At 68.8% G+C, this 17,125-nt stretch carries 17 protein-coding genes; 7 read left to right on the top strand and 10 right to left on the bottom strand.

All coding sequences use genetic code 11. The annotated features are described in order from the left end of the window. The first annotated feature begins 10 nt into the window (after positions 1-10). The 6 genes from aceE (at position 11) to fabF (ending at position 7,988) form a co-directional block, all read left to right on the top strand. Positions 11-2,764 (top strand): pyruvate dehydrogenase (acetyl-transferring), homodimeric type, encoded by a 2,754-nt coding sequence (aceE, locus tag AC1MFI_RS12025; protein ID WP_479817130.1) that lies wholly within the window; start codon positions 11-13, stop codon positions 2,762-2,764. A 119-nt stretch (positions 2,765-2,883) separates the two neighbouring features. Further along, entirely contained in the window at positions 2,884-4,212 is a 1,329-nt protein-coding gene (locus AC1MFI_RS12020; RefSeq protein ID WP_479817128.1) for a PucR family transcriptional regulator, read from the top strand. Between the two features lie 78 nt (positions 4,213-4,290). Next, complete coding sequence (locus AC1MFI_RS12015) at positions 4,291-5,256, top strand: ACP S-malonyltransferase (protein WP_479817127.1); 966 nt, start codon at positions 4,291-4,293, stop codon at positions 5,254-5,256. Then, positions 5,253-6,314 carry a beta-ketoacyl-ACP synthase III gene (locus tag AC1MFI_RS12010; protein WP_479817125.1) on the top strand — a complete coding sequence of 354 codons (1,062 nt, stop codon included), beginning with the start codon at positions 5,253-5,255 and terminating at the stop codon, positions 6,312-6,314. Before AC1MFI_RS12015 ends, AC1MFI_RS12010 begins: the two co-directional genes overlap by 4 nt. Positions 6,315-6,389: 75 nt before the next feature. Further along, complete coding sequence (locus AC1MFI_RS12005) at positions 6,390-6,635, top strand: acyl carrier protein (RefSeq protein WP_400483720.1); 246 nt, start codon at positions 6,390-6,392, stop codon at positions 6,633-6,635. A 117-nt stretch (positions 6,636-6,752) separates the two neighbouring features. Continuing rightward, positions 6,753-7,988: a beta-ketoacyl-ACP synthase II gene (fabF, locus tag AC1MFI_RS12000; protein ID WP_479817123.1), complete on the top strand. Its 1,236-nt coding sequence runs from the start codon at positions 6,753-6,755 to the stop codon at positions 7,986-7,988. 132 nt (positions 7,989-8,120) lie between these two features. Here the strand turns inward: fabF and AC1MFI_RS11995 are convergent, their stop codons facing one another. The 6 genes from AC1MFI_RS11995 to AC1MFI_RS11970 all read right to left on the bottom strand — a co-directional run bounded on the left by AC1MFI_RS11995 (position 8,121) and on the right by AC1MFI_RS11970 (position 13,855). Next, entirely contained in the window at positions 8,121-8,624 is a 504-nt protein-coding gene (locus AC1MFI_RS11995; RefSeq protein ID WP_479817121.1) for a DUF3145 domain-containing protein, read from the bottom strand. Positions 8,625-8,853: 229 nt separating this feature from the next. Then, on the bottom strand, positions 8,854-9,786 hold the full coding sequence (locus AC1MFI_RS11990; protein ID WP_479817120.1) for a tyrosine recombinase XerC: 933 nt from the start codon (positions 9,784-9,786) through the stop codon (positions 8,854-8,856). Between the two features lie 98 nt (positions 9,787-9,884). Next, the gene (locus tag AC1MFI_RS11985; protein WP_479817119.1) at positions 9,885-10,529 is read right to left on the bottom strand and encodes a methylated-DNA--[protein]-cysteine S-methyltransferase; all 645 of its coding nucleotides are present in this window, start codon (positions 10,527-10,529) and stop codon (positions 9,885-9,887) included. A gap of 238 nt (positions 10,530-10,767) precedes the next feature. Continuing rightward, positions 10,768-11,967, bottom strand: a complete 1,200-nt coding sequence (gene dprA / locus AC1MFI_RS11980) for a DNA-processing protein DprA (RefSeq protein WP_479817117.1) — start codon at positions 11,965-11,967, stop codon at positions 10,768-10,770. Further along, positions 11,964-13,499, bottom strand: coding sequence for a YifB family Mg chelatase-like AAA ATPase (locus AC1MFI_RS11975; RefSeq protein ID WP_479817115.1), 1,536 nt, complete (start codon positions 13,497-13,499; stop codon positions 11,964-11,966). Before AC1MFI_RS11975 ends, dprA begins: the two co-directional genes overlap by 4 nt. After that, positions 13,499-13,855 (bottom strand): YraN family protein, encoded by a 357-nt coding sequence (locus tag AC1MFI_RS11970; RefSeq protein ID WP_479817113.1) that lies wholly within the window; start codon positions 13,853-13,855, stop codon positions 13,499-13,501. Before AC1MFI_RS11970 ends, AC1MFI_RS11975 begins: the two co-directional genes overlap by 1 nt. A gap of 249 nt (positions 13,856-14,104) precedes the next feature. Between AC1MFI_RS11970 and AC1MFI_RS11965 the strand changes: the two genes are divergently transcribed. After that, a complete protein-coding gene (locus tag AC1MFI_RS11965) occupies positions 14,105-14,407 on the top strand; it encodes a hypothetical protein (protein ID WP_479817111.1) in 303 nt (100 codons plus the stop codon). Positions 14,408-14,458: 51 nt separating this feature from the next. On the opposite strand, the gene AC1MFI_RS11960 is transcribed toward AC1MFI_RS11965, so the two are convergent. From AC1MFI_RS11960 to lepB (AC1MFI_RS11945), 4 genes are all read right to left on the bottom strand, one after another. Next, entirely contained in the window at positions 14,459-14,785 is a 327-nt protein-coding gene (locus AC1MFI_RS11960) for a DUF2469 domain-containing protein (protein ID WP_104050546.1), read from the bottom strand. 7 nt (positions 14,786-14,792) lie between these two features. Beyond that, entirely contained in the window at positions 14,793-15,524 is a 732-nt protein-coding gene (locus tag AC1MFI_RS11955; protein WP_479817108.1) for a ribonuclease HII, read from the bottom strand. Continuing rightward, positions 15,521-16,345 carry a signal peptidase I gene (lepB, locus tag AC1MFI_RS11950; protein ID WP_479817106.1) on the bottom strand — a complete coding sequence of 275 codons (825 nt, stop codon included), beginning with the start codon at positions 16,343-16,345 and terminating at the stop codon, positions 15,521-15,523. Before lepB (AC1MFI_RS11950) ends, AC1MFI_RS11955 begins: the two co-directional genes overlap by 4 nt. A 90-nt stretch (positions 16,346-16,435) precedes the next feature. Further along, positions 16,436-17,116, bottom strand: coding sequence for a signal peptidase I (lepB, locus tag AC1MFI_RS11945; RefSeq protein WP_479817104.1), 681 nt, complete (start codon positions 17,114-17,116; stop codon positions 16,436-16,438). Positions 17,117-17,125 lie beyond the last annotated feature (9 nt).

Raw genomic sequence — 17,125 nt, 5'->3', positions numbered from 1 at the left:
GAGATATCGCGTGGCTGTAGAACAAGGTACGGCGGATATTCTGAGCGGTCTGACCGTCGGCAAGCCCGACGGCGATCCCGAGGAGACCGCGGAGTGGATCGAATCCCTCGACCAGCTGATCCGCACCCAGGGCACCGAGCGCGCGCAGTACATCATGCGTTCGCTCCTCCAGCGTGCCGGTGCCCAGTCCGTGGGCGTGCCCATGGTCACGACGACGGACTACGTCAACACCATCCCCGCCGACCAGGAAGCCGAATTCCCGGGTGACGAGGAGATCGAGCGGAAGTACCGCGCATGGATGCGCTGGAACGCCGCCGTCATGGTGCACCGCGCGCAGCGCCCCGAGATCGGGGTCGGCGGTCACATCTCGACCTACGCGGGCGCGGCGACGCTCTACGAGGTCGGCTTCAACCACTTCTTCAAGGGCAAGGACCACCCGAGCGGTGGAGACCAGGTGTTCTTCCAGGGGCACGCATCCCCCGGCATGTATGCGCGCGCCTACCTCGAGGGACGCCTCACGGAGGAGGACCTCGACGGGTTCCGCCAGGAGAAGTCGAAGGAGGGCCACGCGCTGTCCTCCTATCCGCACCCGCGGCTCATGCCGAACTTCTGGGAGTTCCCCACCGTCTCCATGGGCATCGGACCCATGAACGCCATCTACCAGGCGCAGTCCAACCGCTACCTGCACAACCGCGGCATGAAGGACACCTCCGAGCAGCAGGTGTGGGCCTTCCTCGGCGACGGCGAGATGGACGAGCCCGAATCGCGGGGCCTGCTCCAGCTCGCGGCCAACGAGAACCTCGACAACCTGAACTTCGTCATCAACTGCAACCTCCAGCGCCTGGACGGACCCGTCCGCGGCAACGGCAAGATCATGCAGGAGCTCGAGGCGTTCTTCCGCGGTGCGGGCTGGAACGTCATCAAGGTCGTGTGGGGTCGCGAGTGGGACTCGCTGCTGTCCAAGGACAAGGACGGCGCGCTGGTCGACATCATGAACCAGACGCCCGACGGCGACTACCAGACGTACAAGGCGGAGTCCGGCGGCTTCGTGCGTGACCACTTCTTCGGCAAGTCCCCCCAGACCAAGGCCATGGTCGAGGACCTCTCCGACGCCGAGATCTGGAAGCTCAAGCGCGGCGGGCACGACTACCGCAAGGTCTACGCGGCGTACAAGGCCGCTACCGAGTTCAAGGGCAAGCCGACCGTCATCCTCGCGAAGACCGTCAAGGGCTACGGGCTCGGCCCGCACTTCGAGGGACGCAACGCGACCCACCAGATGAAGAAGCTGACGAACGAGGACCTGAAGGCGTTCCGGGACCACCTGCGCATCCCCGTCACCGACGAGCAGATCGACGACGACCTCTACAACGCGCCGTACTACCACCCGGGCGCGGACGCTCCCGAGATCAAGTACATGCTCGAGCGCCGCCGCGAACTCGGCGGATTCGTGCCGGAGCGCCGCACCAAGCACGCCGACGTCGTCCTGCCGGGCGACAAGGCGTACGAGATGGGCAAGCGCGGTTCGGGCAAGCAGATGGCCGCGACCACCATGGCGTTCGTCCGCATCCTCAAGGACCTCATGCGCGACAAGGAGTTCGGCAAGCGCATCGCGCCGATCATCCCCGACGAGGCGCGGACCTTCGGCATGGACTCGTTCTTCCCGACGGCGAAGATCTACAACCCCAAGGGCCAGAACTACCTGTCCGTGGACCGCGACCTGGTCCTCGCGTACAAGGAATCCATCGAGGGACAGATCCTGCACGCGGGCATCAACGAGGCGGGATCGATGGCGGCCTTCACGGCAGCCGGCACGGCGTACGCCACGCAGGGTCAGCCGCTCATCCCGATCTACGTCTTCTACTCGATGTTCGGATTCCAGCGCACGGGTGACTCGATCTGGGCCGCCGCGGACCAGATGGCACGAGGATTCATCATGGGGGCGACGGCCGGCCGTACCACCCTCACGGGTGAGGGCCTGCAGCACGCCGACGGCCACTCGCCGATCCTCGCGTCGACGAACCCGGCCGTCGTGACCTACGACCCTGCGTTCGGGTACGAGATCGGGCACATCGTCCGTGACGGGCTCAACAGGATGTACGGGGACATCGGTGACAAGCCGGAGTCCTTCCGCAACGTCATGTACTACATCACGCTGTACAACGAGCCGTTCGTGCAGCCGGCGGAGCCGGAGGAACTTGACGTCGAGGGCCTGCTCAAGGGCATCTACCTGCTGAAGCCCGCCAAGGTGGACGGACCGCGCACGCAGCTGCTCGCCTCCGGCGTCGCTGTTCCCTGGGCGCTCGAGGCGCAGAAGCTCCTGGCCAAGGACTGGGGCGTCTCGGCGGACGTGTGGTCCGTGACGTCCTGGAACGAACTGCGCCGCGACGGCCTCGACGCCGAGGAGGACGCCTTCCTCAACCCCGGAGCCGACGCACGCAAGCCGTTCGTCACGCAGCAGCTCGAAGGCGCGACGGGTCCGATCGTCGCGGTCTCCGACTTCATGAAGGCCGTCCCCGACCAGATCCGCCAGTTCCTGCCGAACGAGTTCGCGACCCTCGGAGCCGACGGCTTCGGCTTCTCGGACACCCGTGCGGCAGCACGCCGGTTCTTCAAGATCGACAGCCACTCCATCGTCGTTCGGTCGCTCGAGATGCTCGCCCGCCGCGGTGAGGTCGACGCGAACGCACCGAAGGAAGCGATCGAGAAGTACCGCCTGCTCGACGTGAACGCCGGAACCACGGGCAACGCGGGCGGCGACTCCTAGGGCCCGCAGCCCCTGCGGAGGGCGGCGTCGGGAGCAGCACTCATGCTGCTACCGACGCCGCCCTTTTTGTAGCCTTCACACAAATGGAAGCGGCAGCACCGAGACCGTATGCTCGGAGGATGCCGCAGCCCGAACATGTCGCCGGCAGCGCGACGAGCACGGCCGGAGCCACCAACGCAGGTGCAGCCCCGCCGGATCCAGCCACCCTCGACAAGCTGCGTGCCACGATCGGGTCCCTCTCGACCGCGACCCTCAAGCAACTGGACGCGGACCTGCCCTGGTACCGGGGGCTCCGCCCCGACGAGCGCTCCGCACTCGGCATGGTGGCCCAGAAGGGTATCGCGTCCTTCGTGAACTGGTACCAGAAGCCCGTCTCCCCCGCGTGGGTGCTGAGCGACGTCTTCGGCACGGCACCCACGGAACTCACGCGCTCCATCAGCCTGCAGAAGGCCCTGCAGCTCATCCGCGTGGTGGTGCAGGTGGTCGAGGACCACGTGCCGTTCCTCGCTCCGGCGGCCGACCAGGCGCCCCTGCGGGAGGCCGTGCTGCGGTATTCGCGGGAGGTCGCCTTCGCCGCCGCGGACGTGTACGCCAGGGCCGCCGAGACCCGTGGATCCTGGGACACCCGGCTGGAAGCGCTCGTCGTGGACGCCATCCTGCGGGGCGAGAGTTCGGATGCGCTCCGCTCGCGCATCGCCGCGGTCGGGTGGAAGTCCCAGGCGAGCATCACCGTCATGGTCGGGAGCGCGCCCTCGGAACCCAATGCCGGCTTCCTCAACGAGCTCCGCCGCGTCACGGGCCGGCTCGCGGAGGATGTCCTCGTCGGGATCCAGGGCGAGCGGCTCATCCTGGTGCTCGGAGGCGTGCGCGACGCCGCCAAGGCCTACCCGAGGATCAGCGAACTCTTCGGTGACGGCGCGGTCGTGTTCGGCCCGGAGGCGGAGTCGCTCGTCGCGGCGAGCAGTTCGGCGCAGGCTGCCTTCGCCGGGCTCACCGCCGCCCGGGCCTGGCCCGGTGCGCCACGCCCCGTCTCGTCGGAGGACCTGTGGCCGGAGCGGGTGATGTCCGGGGACGACACCGCCCGGCGTGCGCTGGTGCGGACCATCTACCGGCCGCTCCTGGCGGCGTCCAACGGGCTGGAGCAGACGCTGTCCGCCTACCTGACCCTCGGGCACTCCCTGGAGGCCACCTCCAGGTCCCTCTTCGTGCACGCCAACACCGTGCGGTACCGCCTCCGAAGGGTGTGCGACGTGACCGGCTGGGATCCGCTGATCCCCCGCGAGGCCTACGTGCTCCAGACGGCCCTGGTGGTCGGACGGCTGGCCGGGACGCCGGCCCAGTCGCCGCCGGCGAACGGTTCGTCGGCGACCGGACCCGGACGCCGGTCGCGCTCGGGTGGTGCCGGCAAGGCGGCGGCCCTCGTCGCGGCACGCCCAGCCGCCTTGTAGACTTCCTACAAAGACGCACAGCCAGCTTGGTTCAGCCGAACACCCGATATTGCTCCACCGATTTGGAAAGCTGGAACAGTGCTTGCAATCGCCTGCCCCGGACAGGGCTCACAGACCCCGGGCTTCCTGAGCCCCTGGCTCGATCTACCGGGAGTACGGGAGCACCTCGAGGAGCTCAGCGACCGCGCCGGCTCTGATCTCGTCCGGCACGGCACCGTCTCGGACGAGGAGACCATCAAGGACACCGCCGTCGCGCAACCGCTCATCGTCGCGGCCGGGCTCGTGACGGCCCGCCTCCTCCTCGCGCACCACTCGCTGACGGCGGCAACCGTGGTCGCGGGACATTCCGTCGGGGAACTGACGGCCTCCGCCATCGCCGGAGCGCTCACCGAGACCGACGCAGTCACCTTCGTCCGCGTCCGCGCCACCGCCATGGCGGATGCTGCAGCGGCGACTCCGACGGGCATGAGCGCGGTGCTGGGCGGGGATCCCGACGACGTCGCCGCACGGCTCGCCGAACTCGGCCTCACCGCGGCGAACGCGAACGGCGGTGGCCAGGTGGTGGCGGCGGGGACCCTGGAGCAGCTCGCCGCACTGTCGGAGGACCCTCCCGCGAAGGCCCGTGTCATCGCGCTGAAGGTGGCCGGAGCCTTCCACACCGCCCACATGTCCCCGGCCGTCACGGCGCTCGAGCTTCTCCGGCCCACCCTGGCCCCGGCCGACCCCGTCGCCACCCTCATGTCCAACTATGACGGCAGGCCCGTCGCCACCGGTGAGGGGAACCTCGACAGCCTGATCGCCCAGGTGTCACGACCCGTGCGCTGGGATCTCTGCATGGATTCCATGCAGGCGATGGGCGTCACCGGCATGATCGAGTTGTCGCCCGCGGGTACACTCACGGGCCTCGCCAAGCGGGGAATGCGGGGTACGGCCACACTCGCCGTAAAATCTCCCGAGGACCTGGACGCCGCGCACACCTTCATCGGGGAGCACTCGCGGACCACCGACCTCGACCCCTCCCTTACTCCAGAAGGACCCCAGTGAGCATCACCGCAATCAAGCAAGCCCCCCTCCGCGAGCACACGCGCATCCTCGGCGTCGGCGCGTACCGGCCGGAGATCATCGTCACCAATGACGACGTGTGCCAGTGGATCGATTCCTCCGACGAGTGGATCCGGCAGCGCACCGGCATCGTCACGCGGCACCGCGCTCCGCGCGACGTGAGCGTCATCGACATGGCCGAGGCGGCCTCCCGGGAAGCACTGGAAGCAGCAGGTATCGAGGCCTCCCAGCTCGGTGCCGTCCTGGTCTCCACGGTCACGCACCCGTATGCCACCCCCTCCGCCGCGGCACAGCTGACCGACCGGCTCGGAGCCACACCCGCGCCCGCCTACGACATCTCCGCTGCATGTGCGGGCTACTGCTACGGCATCGCCCAGGGTGACGCCCTCGTGCACGCCGGTACGGCGGAGTACGTCCTGGTGGTCGGTGTGGAGAAGCTGTCCGACTTCATCGACAACTCCGACCGAACCATCTCGTTCCTGCTCGGCGACGGTGCGGGCGCCGTCGTCATCGGGCCCGGCGATTCCGCCGGGATCGGACCCTCGGTGTGGGGATCGGACGGCAGCAAGCACGAGTCCATCCGCATGACGCGCTCACTGCTGGACGTGCGCGACTACGCGATCGGCGCCGTCGCGACGGACACCGAGCACGAGGACGACGTCGACGCGGGTCGCGAGGACCTGTGGCCGACCATGCGCCAGGACGGACCGACCGTCTTCCGCTGGGCGGTCTGGGAGATGGCGAAGGTCGCGCAGAGCGCGCTCGATGCCGCAGGCGTGACGGCCGACGATCTCGCGGTGTTCCTCCCCCATCAGGCCAACATCCGTATCATCGATGAGATGGTGAAGCAGCTGAAGCTGTCGGACCACGTCCACGTGGCGCGGGACATCGTCGACGCCGGCAACACCTCGGCGGCCTCGATCCCCCTGGCCATGCACCGGACGCTCAAGGAACAGCCCTCGCTCAGCGGCAAGCTCGCCCTGCAGATCGGTTTCGGCGCGGGCCTCGTCTTCGGTGCGCAGGTCGTGGTTCTTCCCTAGTTTCCAAGCCCAGGCCGCGACAGCGCGGCCTGAACATCCCGCCGGTGCACCGGCACCAACAGAAAAGGAGCCACCATGGCTAACAACGAAGAAATCCTGGCCGGTCTGGCAGAGATCGTCAACGAGGAGACGGGCCTCGCCCCCGAGTCCGTCGAGATGGACAAGTCCTTCACGGACGACCTCGACATCGATTCCATCTCGATGATGACCATCGTCGTCAACGCCGAGGAGAAGTTCGGCGTGCGCATCCCCGACGAAGAGGTCAAGAACCTGAAGACCGTCGGCGACGCCGTCACCTTCATCGCAGGAGCGCAGGCCTAGTTCCTGCCGCTCCCAGCGCTGCGGCCGCTCCCGGCGTTCCCGCCGTGGGCGGCCGTAGTCGTCCTCCCCCCCCGCCCCGGTCCAGCCGGCGCTCACCACAGCTTCGAAAGAGTGACCATGCCACGCAAAGTCGTCATCACCGGACTCGGTGCAACCACCCCCATCGGCGGGGATGTCCCCACCATGTGGGCCAACTCCCTCAAGGGAGTCTCGGGCGCGCGGACCATCGAGGCCGACTGGGTCCAGAAGTTCGAACTGCCGGTGACGTTCGCCGCCCAGATCGCGACGCCGGCGTCGGAGGTGCTGTCCCGGGTCGAGGCCAAGCGCATGGACCCGTCGACGCAGTTCGCCGTCGTCGCCGCCCGCGAGGCCTGGCGTGACTCCGGCATCGAGGAGGTCGACAAGGATCGCCTCGCGGTGGCCTTCGCCACGGGCATCGGTGGCGTCTGGACCCTGCTCGACGCCTGGGACACGCTGCGCGAGAAGGGCCCCCGACGCGTCCTCCCCATGACGGTGCCGATGCTCATGCCCAACGGGCCGGCCGCGGCCGTGAGCCTGGACCTCGGCGCCCGCGCTGGAGCCCACACTCCCGTGTCCGCCTGCGCCTCGGGGACCGAAGCCCTCCACCAGGGCCTCGAACTCATCCGGTCCGGGAAGGCGGACGTCGTGGTGTGCGGCGGTGCCGAAGCCGCGATCCACCCCATGCCCATCGCCGCTTTCGCCTCCATGCAGGCACTGTCGCGGCGGAACGACGAACCGGAGCTCGCCTCGCGCCCCTACGACAGCGGCCGGGACGGTTTCGTGATGGGTGAGGGTGCCGGGGCCCTCGTCATCGAGGCGGAGGAGCATGCACTCGCCCGCGGTGCCAGGATCTACGCTGAACTGGCCGGCACCTCCGTCACGGCGGACGCCTACCACATCACGGCTCCTGACCCCCAGGGACTCGGAGCGACACGCGCCCTCAAGGCCGCCCTCTTCGACGCGCGCGCCCAGGCCGAGGACGTGGTGCACGTCAATGCCCATGCCACCTCCACCCCGGTCGGCGACAAGCCCGAGTACACCGCTCTGAAGGCGGCCCTCGGAAGCCACACGGATCAGGTGGCGGTGTCCGCGACCAAATCGCAGACCGGCCACCTCCTCGGGGCGTCCGGCGCCGTCGAGGCGGTCATGACAGTGCTCGCCATCCACGATCGCAAGGCGCCGGTCACGATCAACCTGGACGACCAGGATCCCGAGATCCCCCTGGACGTCGTCACCGGTCCCCGCGACCTGCCCTCGGGGGACATCGTCGCCCTGAGCAACTCGTTCGGATTCGGCGGCCACAACGCCGTCATCGTGCTGCGCAGCGTCTGACCCGCAAGGACATGGCATGCGAAAGGCGCCACCGGACGGTGGCGCCTTTCGCATGCCTGCTGTGTACAGCCAGGTCGTGCAGGTTCACCGGGCCGGCTATGGCAGGCCCTGTGCGGCGGCTGTCGGGGCCCCTCAGCCCACCTGGTGCAGCCAACGGACGGGCGCGCCTTCGGCTGCGTGGCGGAAGGGCTCGAGTTCCTCGTCCCAGGATTCCCCGAGTGCGAGGGAAAGCTCGTGGTACACGGCTGCAGGATCGCCCGCTCCCGCTTCGTACGCATAGCGGATGCGGTCCTCGGTCACCATGATGTTGCCGTGGACGTCCGTGGTGGCATGGAAGATCCCGAGTTCGGGAGTGTGCGACCACCGGCCACCGTCAGCCCCCGCGCTCTGTTCCTCGGTGACCTCGTAGCGGAGGTGGGCCCAGCCGCGGAGGGCGGAGGCGAGTTGCGCCCCGGACCCCTGCGGGCCGACCCAGGACAGCTCTGCGCGGAGCATTCCGGGCGCAGCAGGCTGAGCTGTCCACTCCATGTCGGTGCGTTTGTCCAGCACCGAGCCGATGGCCCATTCGACATGAGGGCACAGAGCAGTAGGGGCAGAGTGCACGTACAAAACACCGCGCGCCATCACAACAGACATTCCATCCTCCATAGCTGTAGGTACGTCTTCCCCAACGACCTTCAATGGCTGATGAAACTGCAACGGATGTGCCAGAGCCTTGCGAGACCCGCCCGCATATCATGCAGGTTCGATTTAACTACTGCTCATTGTGCACGAAAGGCGTGAATTCCGCCACTGTAACTACTGGGCTGCCATCCGAGTCTGCGCAGGCCGGACCGCCCGGGCGCTCCCGGGCGCTCCCGGGCGCTCACGCCCTCGGATGAGCCTGCTCGTAGCTCCGCCGGAGCCGGTCCACCGATACATGGGTGTAGAGCTGCGTGGTCGCAAGACTGGAATGTCCGAGAAGTTCCTGGACGGCGCGCAGATCCGCACCGCCGTCGAGCAGGTGGGTGGCAGCGGTGTGCCTCAGTGCGTGCGGACCGCGTGCGGCGGAGTCTCCGAGCGCGTCGAGCGCTCCCTTGACCTGGGTGCGCACCGCCCGTTGGTCGATGCGTCCACCGCGACGCCCGAGGAACAGTGCGGGCCCGCTCCTGTCCGACGCCCACTGCGGTCTCCCGCGCCGGAGCCAGTCGTCCAGCGCGTGCGCCGCCGGCACCCCGTACGGCACCGTGCGCTCCTTGGAGCCCTTACCCAGCACGACGAGGGTGCGGCGGTCGGTATCGACGTCGTCGATGTCGAGACCGACGAGTTCGCCGACGCGGACCCCGGTGGCGTAGAGCAGTTCGAGCATCGCTCGCCGCTGGAGCTCATGCGGATCCCCCTGGCGCGTACCCTCATCCAATCCGTCGAGCAGTGCACCCGCCTGGGACTGGCTGAGCACCGCAGGCAGGGCGCTGTTCCGCTTCGGCGCCCGCAGCCGCAGTGCCGGGTTCACAGGTATCAGCTCCTCCCGGACGGCCCAGTCCATGAAGGACCGGACGCACGCGGCCCGCCGGGCGATCGTGGAGCGCGAGAGGCCTGCCTCGTCGAGCGCCCCGAGCCAGGCCCGGAAATGGCGCAGTTCCAGCTCTGCCAGCGCGGAGACCCCCGACCGGGCAGCGTGGACGAGGAAGAGCTCCAGGTCCTTCCGGTACGCCCGGACCGTGTGCGCGGAACGATTGCGCTCCCGTGTCAGGTAATCCTCGAACCTCCGCACGGCCTCACCGAATGCGCTGCCCAGGGGTGCCTCTGCGTCCGTCATGTTCCCTCCGGTACCAGTATCCACGCCCCGTCCGCGGCCGTGATGTACGCCGCGCGGCCTGCGATCCGGCAGCAACGTGCTGATACCGCATCGGGGAATCACTGCCGGGATCGGTGGCTCAGTTCCAGATCGAGGAGCCATGTCTTCGTCCCGGTCCCCGCAGCGTAGCCGACGACGGCGCCGTCGCTGCTCACGACGCGGTGTCCGGGAACGATGATCGAGACGGGATTGCTCCTCACTGCTGCTCCGATCGCCCGCCCCATCCTCGGGTTGCCGAGCCGCCCCGCGATGTCGCGGTAGCTGCGGCGCTCTCCGTACGGTATCGAGCTCAGGGCGGCCCAGACGCCCAGCTGGAAGGGCGTACCCCGGACATCGAGGGCGACCTCGAAGACCTGCCGCGTTCCCGCGAAGTACTCGCCGAGTTCCGTGCCTGCCTGCTCGAGCACCGTGCCGGCCGGGGCCGGCGATCCTGCGGGAGCATTTGTTCCCGCTCCTTCACCCGGCTCCGCTCCCGGGCCTTCGCCGGGCTCCGCATCCGGTCCTTCAGCGCACCTGCGTGTGTCGAGGCCCAGACGGGTCATCCGCCGGCCCAGCCGGGCTTCCGTCGGAGCAGGATCATGCTCCTCGTGGTACAGGCCCACGACGCCGGTTGCGCTGGCCACGAGCCGTAGCGGGCCGATGGGCGATGGAACCTCGATGTGCCATCGCCCGTCCCCTGTCGCGGGCCCGCGGTTGATGATCATTGTCGTCCTCCTGGTGACGGGATGGGGCACGGGCGGGCTGGGGCCGGCGAGGAGCGTCCTGGGCCAGAAAGCGCCCGACCGTTCGGTGCAGGCCTGGTCCTGGTTCCGGCTCCGTCTCCGGTTCTGGTTCCCGTTACGGTGGGAATCTTCGCTCGGGCCGGTCCCGAGCGGCATACGGGGGATGCGACGGCCCGCACGTCCGATGAGTGGCCGTCCACCGCCGGACCGTGTGCCGTCGTCAGCTCCTCCCTCGACGCCATCCCTCACCGGTCCTCATGGCGAGGCCGGCGAGTTCGAGGCGTGTCAGTCCGGTGATGACATCCCGTGTGGCGAGTCCAGCAACGACCGACAGCTTGTCCACCGTCGTCGGGGCCCGCACGGGAAGTGCGTCGAACAACAGGAGGTCCGGAATCGTCAGGCCGTCCTGGTCCCGCGAGCGGACGTCTGCCTCCCGGGCCTGGTCCCCCGCCGGCTCGGTGCCCAGTGGCCCGGCGAGCTCTGCCACGTCCGCCGCATCCGCCACACAGACGGCGGTGCCGTCCCGGAGGAGGCGATGGCAACCGGCCGAGTTCGCGGAGTAGACGGATCCGGGGACTGCACCGACGGGGCGGCCGAGGCCGGCGGCATGGTGCGCGGTGTTGAGTGCGCCTGAGCGCCAGCGCGCCTCGACGACGACCGTGACCGTGCTCAGTGCCGCGATCAGTCGGTTCCGCTGCAGGAACCTCCACCTCGTCGGTGAACTCCCGGGCGGTACCTCCGAGATCAGGAGTCCTCTGTCCACGATGGTCCGGAGCAGTTCCTCGTTGCCCGCCGGGTAGTACCGGTCCACGCCACCTGCCAACACCGCGATGGTGGATGGCGATTGGTCTCCCGGCGCGGTGGCGAGAGCAGCCCTGTGAGCTTGCGCATCGATACCGTAGGCACCTCCCGACACCACGGAGAAGCCACGGGCGCAAAGACCGGATGCGAGGTCAGCCGTGACCGACGACCCGTAGCTCGTACTGTCACGTGAACCGACGATCGACACCATCCGGCCGACCCGCGGGACCTCGTGGGACCCCCGGACCCAGAGGCACAGCGGAGCCGCACCCTGCAGGTCGTCCATCGCTTCCGGCCACTCCTCGCACTCAGGAATGAGGAGCCGCCCGCCCAACCGAGCCAGGGTCGTGAGGTCGCGTTCCGGGGCGAGGTCCCGGAGGCGGGGAGCCCAGCGGGCCAGCCCTTCGTCAAGGGGATCGCGGCGCGCGTCTGTCATGCCCAGCAGCTCCCGCAGTCGCTGCCGCATCTCACCGCCCGCATCGATGTCGCGGCGCACGATGCGCAGGCTATCGACGGGACCGACGAGGGACACCAGCCCCAGACCCACGATGTCCGACGGTTCGAAGAGCCGTGACAGGGCGGCTCGTGCCACGGTGGCGTTCATCGGCACCACGTTCATGCGGCACGCTCCTGGAGGCGGAACCCGAGCGCCGTGACGACGTCGTCGGTATCAGGCCGTGGACGCCCCGCAAGATCCGCGATGGTCCAGGCGACCCGGAGGACCCGATCCCAGCCGCGTGCGCTCACGAGGTTCCTCTCCAGGGCTCTGTCCAGTGACGCTGTGACGGCCCTCGGCAGGGCGAGTTCGCCGCGGAGGACCCGCCCTTGGACCTCGGAGTTGGTGGCGCAGTTCCAGGGCCGCAGCCTCGCCCGTTGAGCGGCGCGGGCCGTTGCGACCCGGGCTGCTACGACTGCTGACGTCTCGGAGGACCGCCCGTCGACGTAATCCGCGAGGCTCACCCTCTGAACCGCCAGTTGCAGGTCGACCCGGTCGAGCAGGGGCCCTGACAGGCGATTGAAGTACCGCCGGCGTTGCTGCGCGGTGCAGACGCAGTCCATGCCCTTGCCACTGGCGAGTCCACAGGGGCAGGGATTCAGCGCGAGGACCAGCTGGAACCTGGCCGGATAGGACGCCGTACCCGATGCCCGGTGCAGGACGAGCCGACCGCTCTCCAGCGGCTCGCGCAGGGCCTCGAGGACACGGCGCTCGTACTCCGGCGCCTCGTCGAGGAACAGGATGCCGCGATGAGCCCGCGAGGCGGCACCGGGCCTCGGGACACCGCTCCCGCCGCCGATGATGGCCGCCGGAGTGGCCGTGTGGTGCGGGCTCTCGAACGGCGGCTTCCGGACCAGCTCCGAACAGGGCCGTTCACCGCTGAGACTGTGGATCGCGGTGACCTCCATCGCGTGGTCGTCGTCGAGATCGGGAAGGATGCCGGGTAGTCGTTCTGCGAGCATGGTCTTCCCTGCCCCGGGCGGTCCCACCATGAGCAGGTGGTGCGCTCCTGCAGCTGCGATCTCCAGAGCGAATCGTGCCTCCTGCTGGCCCGCGATGTCCGACAGGTCCCTCGTCGGCCCGGTGCGGGCGTCCGGTGGCACGGTCCCGGTTCCCACCGGGGGGTCAGCGAGCACCACCTGCGCGCCGTCCGCACCGAAAGCAAGGGCTACTTCGCCGAGTGTCCGGAACGACCGGACGTCGGCCGCCGGTACGAGCGCGGCTTCGGCCGCGTTCTCCTCCGCGACGACGATCCGGCAGTGCCCGGCCTCCACCGCCGCCATCACCGCGGGCAGCACTCCTCGGACGGGCCGGAGCTGACCGTCGAGCCCCAACTCCGCGATGAAGACCGTTGATCCGCAGCCTCGCACGTCTCCCGCCGCCGCCAGCGCGGACATGACGATGGCGAGATCGAAGGCAGAACCGCGCTTGGGCAGCGACGCCGGGATGAGGTTCACCGTGATCTTCCGGCGACTGATCGGAACGCCGGCATTCCGGGCGGCCGCTCTGATCCGGTCCTTGGCCTCGGAGAGCGATGCGTCGGGCAGGCCGAGGAGCACGAAGGCCGGGAGTGTCTGCCCGATGTCCGCCTCGACCTCGATGACGTGTCCGTTCATCCCGACGAGGGACACCGCGTAGGTCCGGCCGAGCGCCATCAGATCACCGCCCGCACGTGCTCGACACGCGGCGTACCCGATCCGTCGTCGAGCACGCCGACGGCGTCGATCCGGAACCCGCTGAAGCGCATGTTGTGCGCCCGCGCCCACTTCGACGCCAGGAGGTACAGCCTCGAGAGCTTGGTTGCGGTGATGGCTTCCAGCGGCTGCCCGAAGTCGTCCGAACTGCGCGTCTTGACCTCGACGATCACGAGGGTGGATCCCTCGATCGCCACGAGGTCGATCTCCCCCGCCGGACACCGCCAGTTACGATCGACGATCCTCAGCCCTGCCTGTTCCAGGTAGACCGCGGCCGTCGCTTCACCGCGACGACCCAAGTGATCCTTCGCCAACATGGACCTCACCTCCTTCCCCAAGCCTGCAGGGCAGGAGGCGAGGGCGAGCGGGTGAGGATGCCTATGTGGACAACGCCGGCCGGGGTGAGGGTGCGGGGTGCGGTATCGGGTCCGCTTCGTGAGGAGACGCCCGCTGAGGCCGTGGCGAAAGATTTCAGTGGAAGTTGCTCGGCCCGTGCTCGTAGCGTGGACGATAGCGACGTCGACGAGACGCCGGCTAGCACGCCGAGAATCGCCACGGAGGACACAGTGTCAGAGACAAGCGACATCCTGCCCAGCGGCACCGACGCCGACCTGCAGGAGCAGGGGAACACCGGACTGTCCGGCGATGCCGGAGGCAGCGGGACCGCCGGAGGTACGGGCGGTTCGGAAGCCGACCTGCAGGAACAGGGAACGGTCGTGCCGCCCGCGGACGCGCCAGGGGCCGGCGGCATCGCCGGGGAGGGTACGGGCGGGTCGGAAGCAGATCGCCTCGAGCAGGCGGCCGACGTCCCGCTCGATGGCGATGACGCCTACCCCTACGGAGGAACGGACGACAGCCCGACGGCGTAGCTCGCGTCGGCCCAGCGGGACGACGATTGCCCTGGAGCGACCCCGCAGCCCCTAGTTGCCCAGGGTGCCGTCCTTGGGCAGCGCGATGTCGTCGGACTTCGAGAGTTCCTCGACATTGACGTCCTTGAACGTGATGACGCGGACGTTCTTGACGAAGCGGGCGGACCGGTAGACATCCCACACCCACGCATCCTGGAGAGTCAGGTCGAAGTAGACCTCGCCGTCGGCGGAACGGGCCTGCAGATCCACGTTGTTGGCCAGGTAGAACCGGCGCTCGGTCTCCACGACGTAGCTGAAGAGCCCGACGACGTCCCGGTACTCGCGGTAGAGCTGGAGCTCCATGTCGGTTTCGTAGTTCTCAAGATCCTCGGCACTCATCGGACAATCATCCCCCACTTTCTCCACGCAGCATGTCGGGCCTGTCCAGGCTACCCAGACGCCAGCTCTTTCGGTGATACTCGCTGGCACCCGTGGCGTCGATCGCCGCACGATGCGCCTGTGTCGCGTACCCCTTGTTCCCGTCCCACCCGAAGGCAGGGTAGGCGGCGGCCAAGGAGACCATCAGCGCATCACGCTCGACCTTCGCGAGCACGCTCGCGGCCGCGACGCTCGAGCATTTCAGGTCCGCCTTGATCCTGGTGCGCACCGGCGCGGTGCAGCCCTGCGGTTCCACGGGGACCATCCCGTCGCCGCCCGTCCCGAACAGCGCGCCCTGAGACCGGGCCGACAGCCAGTCGTGGTTCCCGTCCAGGATGACCGCGTCGGGCGTCACGGTCCCGAGGACCGCGGACCAGGCCCGGCTGCCGGCGGCGCGCAGGGCCGCCATCAGACCGTGCGCGTCGATCTCGGCCGCCGAGGCATGGCCGACGGCGGACGCGACGGACCAGCGCCGGATGCGCGGCACGAGGGCCTCGCGCTCCGCGGGCAGGAGGAGCTTGCTGTCGCGTACTCCGCGCAGGCTCGTGGCCGCGTCGAGGTCGACGACGACGATGCCGACCGACACCGGCCCGGCCAGGGCTCCGCGCCCCACCTCGTCGCAGCCGGCGATGTAGCGGTGTCCGTCGACGGCGAAGGACCGCTCGACGCTCAGGTTGGGAGCCGCGGAGCGTGCCGTCATGATCCTGCAGGAGCGGGCCGTGCCGCGGTCTCCGGATCAGGGACACCGTCGAAGACATCCGGGTGGTTCCCGAGGAAACCGATGCGGTTGAGCGGCCACGCGATGACGGCCGCCTTCCCCTCGATGTCCTCGACGTCCACGAAGCCCTCACCGGCCTTGTCGGTGTTGGCGCGGGAGTCCGCGGAGGCGTTGCGGTGGTCCCCCATGACCCAGATCCTGCCCTCGGGCACGACGACGTCGAACGGGAGATCCGACGGGTTCGCTCCCGGGAAGAGGTAGGGCTCGTCGAGGGGCTCGCCGTTGACGGTGATCCGTCCCTCGGCGTCGCAGCAGATGACGTGGTCGCCGGGCAGCCCGATGACGCGCTTCACGAGGTGCTGCTGCGACTCGTCGGGAGCGAGCCCGATGAAGATCAGCGCCTCCTTGAACCAGCTGACCCGCGTCTCGGCCTGGGGCGGCAGCCAGTCCTTGGTGTCCCGGAAGACCACGATGTCCCCGCGCTGGAGGTCGAACGGTTGCGGCACGAGCTGGTTCACGAAGATGCGGTCGTCGATCTCGAGGGTCTCCTCCATGGAGCCCGACGGGATGAAGAACGCCCTGAACAGGAAGGTCTTGATGAGGAAGGACAGAACGAGCGCGATCACGACGATCGTCGCGATCTCCTTCAGCCAGGCTCCGAACCCGCGGTCGGCGTCCTTCGTGCCGCGCTTGTGTCCGGTGAACCCGGCGTCCGCGCCGGTGTCGCCGACGTCGGTGCCGCCTGGCTGTGCGGGGGATGCTCCTGGCCCTGAGGGCGACTTCCTGCGGAAGCTCCGTGCCATGTGCTGATGTCCTCTGTGGTCGTGATATCCGGCGGCCACCCACCGGATACGGTCTTGCTGGTGCGGCACCCGTGCCGCTGCGTACTCGACTCAGCCCAGCCGGCGTTCGATCGGCGCGAACCGGTCGAGTGGCCAGACTAGCTGAACGGCCCGCCCGATGATGCGGTCCGACGCGACGAGCCCTCCGCCCGGCGCTCCGAGCAGGGACCGGGAGTCCATCGAGGCGGACCGGTGGTCCCCGAGCAGCCATACCCGCCCCTCGGGGACGACGACGTCGAAGGCGGGATCGCTCGGGACGTCCCCCGGGTAGACGTACGGCTCGTCGATCTCGTTCCCGTTGACCGTGAGCCGCCCGTCGTCGGCGCAGCACACCACGTGGTCACCACCCACACCGATGACGCGCTTGACGTAGACGGTGTCGCTGCCCTGGAGTCCGAGCCACTGACCTGTCCCGGCGACCAGCCGCTGGGGAAGGCTGCGCGGGTCCGTGATCGGGTCGAAGGAACCACGTCCGTCGAAGACGACCACATCCCCGCGCTGCACCCCGGCCGTCTCCCCCAGCTTGCTGACGAGCACACGGTCGTTTTCGGTGAGCAGCGGCTCCATCGAACCGGACGGGATGAAGTACACGTCGACGAGGAAGCCGCGCACGAGCCCCATGATGAGGGCCGCGACGAGGACGGCGGAGAACACGAAACGCCAGCCCGCACAGCGGGACCGGCGTTTCGTGTGCTCTCCGGCCGAGGACCGGGAAGCGGGGGTTTGATGCACCTTCAGGGA

The organism is Arthrobacter sp. BC5 (assembly GCF_056680255.1).
The sequence above is the reverse complement of the archived record's forward strand: the minus strand, read 5'-3'. Positions and strand labels throughout refer to the sequence as shown.

Coding starts and splice junctions, on each gene's coding strand:
- AC1MFI_RS12020 (WP_479817128.1), top strand. CDS start 2,884: ATGCCGCAGCCCGAACATGTCGCCGGCAGCGCGACGAGCACGGCCGGA.
- AC1MFI_RS12005 (WP_400483720.1), top strand. CDS start 6,390: ATGGCTAACAACGAAGAAATCCTGGCCGGTCTGGCAGAGATCGTCAAC.
- fabF (WP_479817123.1), top strand. CDS start 6,753: ATGCCACGCAAAGTCGTCATCACCGGACTCGGTGCAACCACCCCCATC.
- AC1MFI_RS11995 (WP_479817121.1), bottom strand. CDS start 8,624: ATGTCTGTTGTGATGGCGCGCGGTGTTTTGTACGTGCACTCTGCCCCT.
- AC1MFI_RS11990 (WP_479817120.1), bottom strand. CDS start 9,786: ATGACGGACGCAGAGGCACCCCTGGGCAGCGCATTCGGTGAGGCCGTG.
- AC1MFI_RS11985 (WP_479817119.1), bottom strand. CDS start 10,529: ATGATCATCAACCGCGGGCCCGCGACAGGGGACGGGCGATGGCACATC.
- dprA (WP_479817117.1), bottom strand. CDS start 11,967: ATGAACGTGGTGCCGATGAACGCCACCGTGGCACGAGCCGCCCTGTCA.
- AC1MFI_RS11975 (WP_479817115.1), bottom strand. CDS start 13,499: ATGGCGCTCGGCCGGACCTACGCGGTGTCCCTCGTCGGGATGAACGGA.
- AC1MFI_RS11970 (WP_479817113.1), bottom strand. CDS start 13,855: ATGTTGGCGAAGGATCACTTGGGTCGTCGCGGTGAAGCGACGGCCGCG.
- AC1MFI_RS11960 (WP_104050546.1), bottom strand. CDS start 14,785: ATGAGTGCCGAGGATCTTGAGAACTACGAAACCGACATGGAGCTCCAG.
- AC1MFI_RS11955 (WP_479817108.1), bottom strand. CDS start 15,524: ATGACGGCACGCTCCGCGGCTCCCAACCTGAGCGTCGAGCGGTCCTTC.
- lepB (WP_479817106.1), bottom strand. CDS start 16,345: ATGGCACGGAGCTTCCGCAGGAAGTCGCCCTCAGGGCCAGGAGCATCC.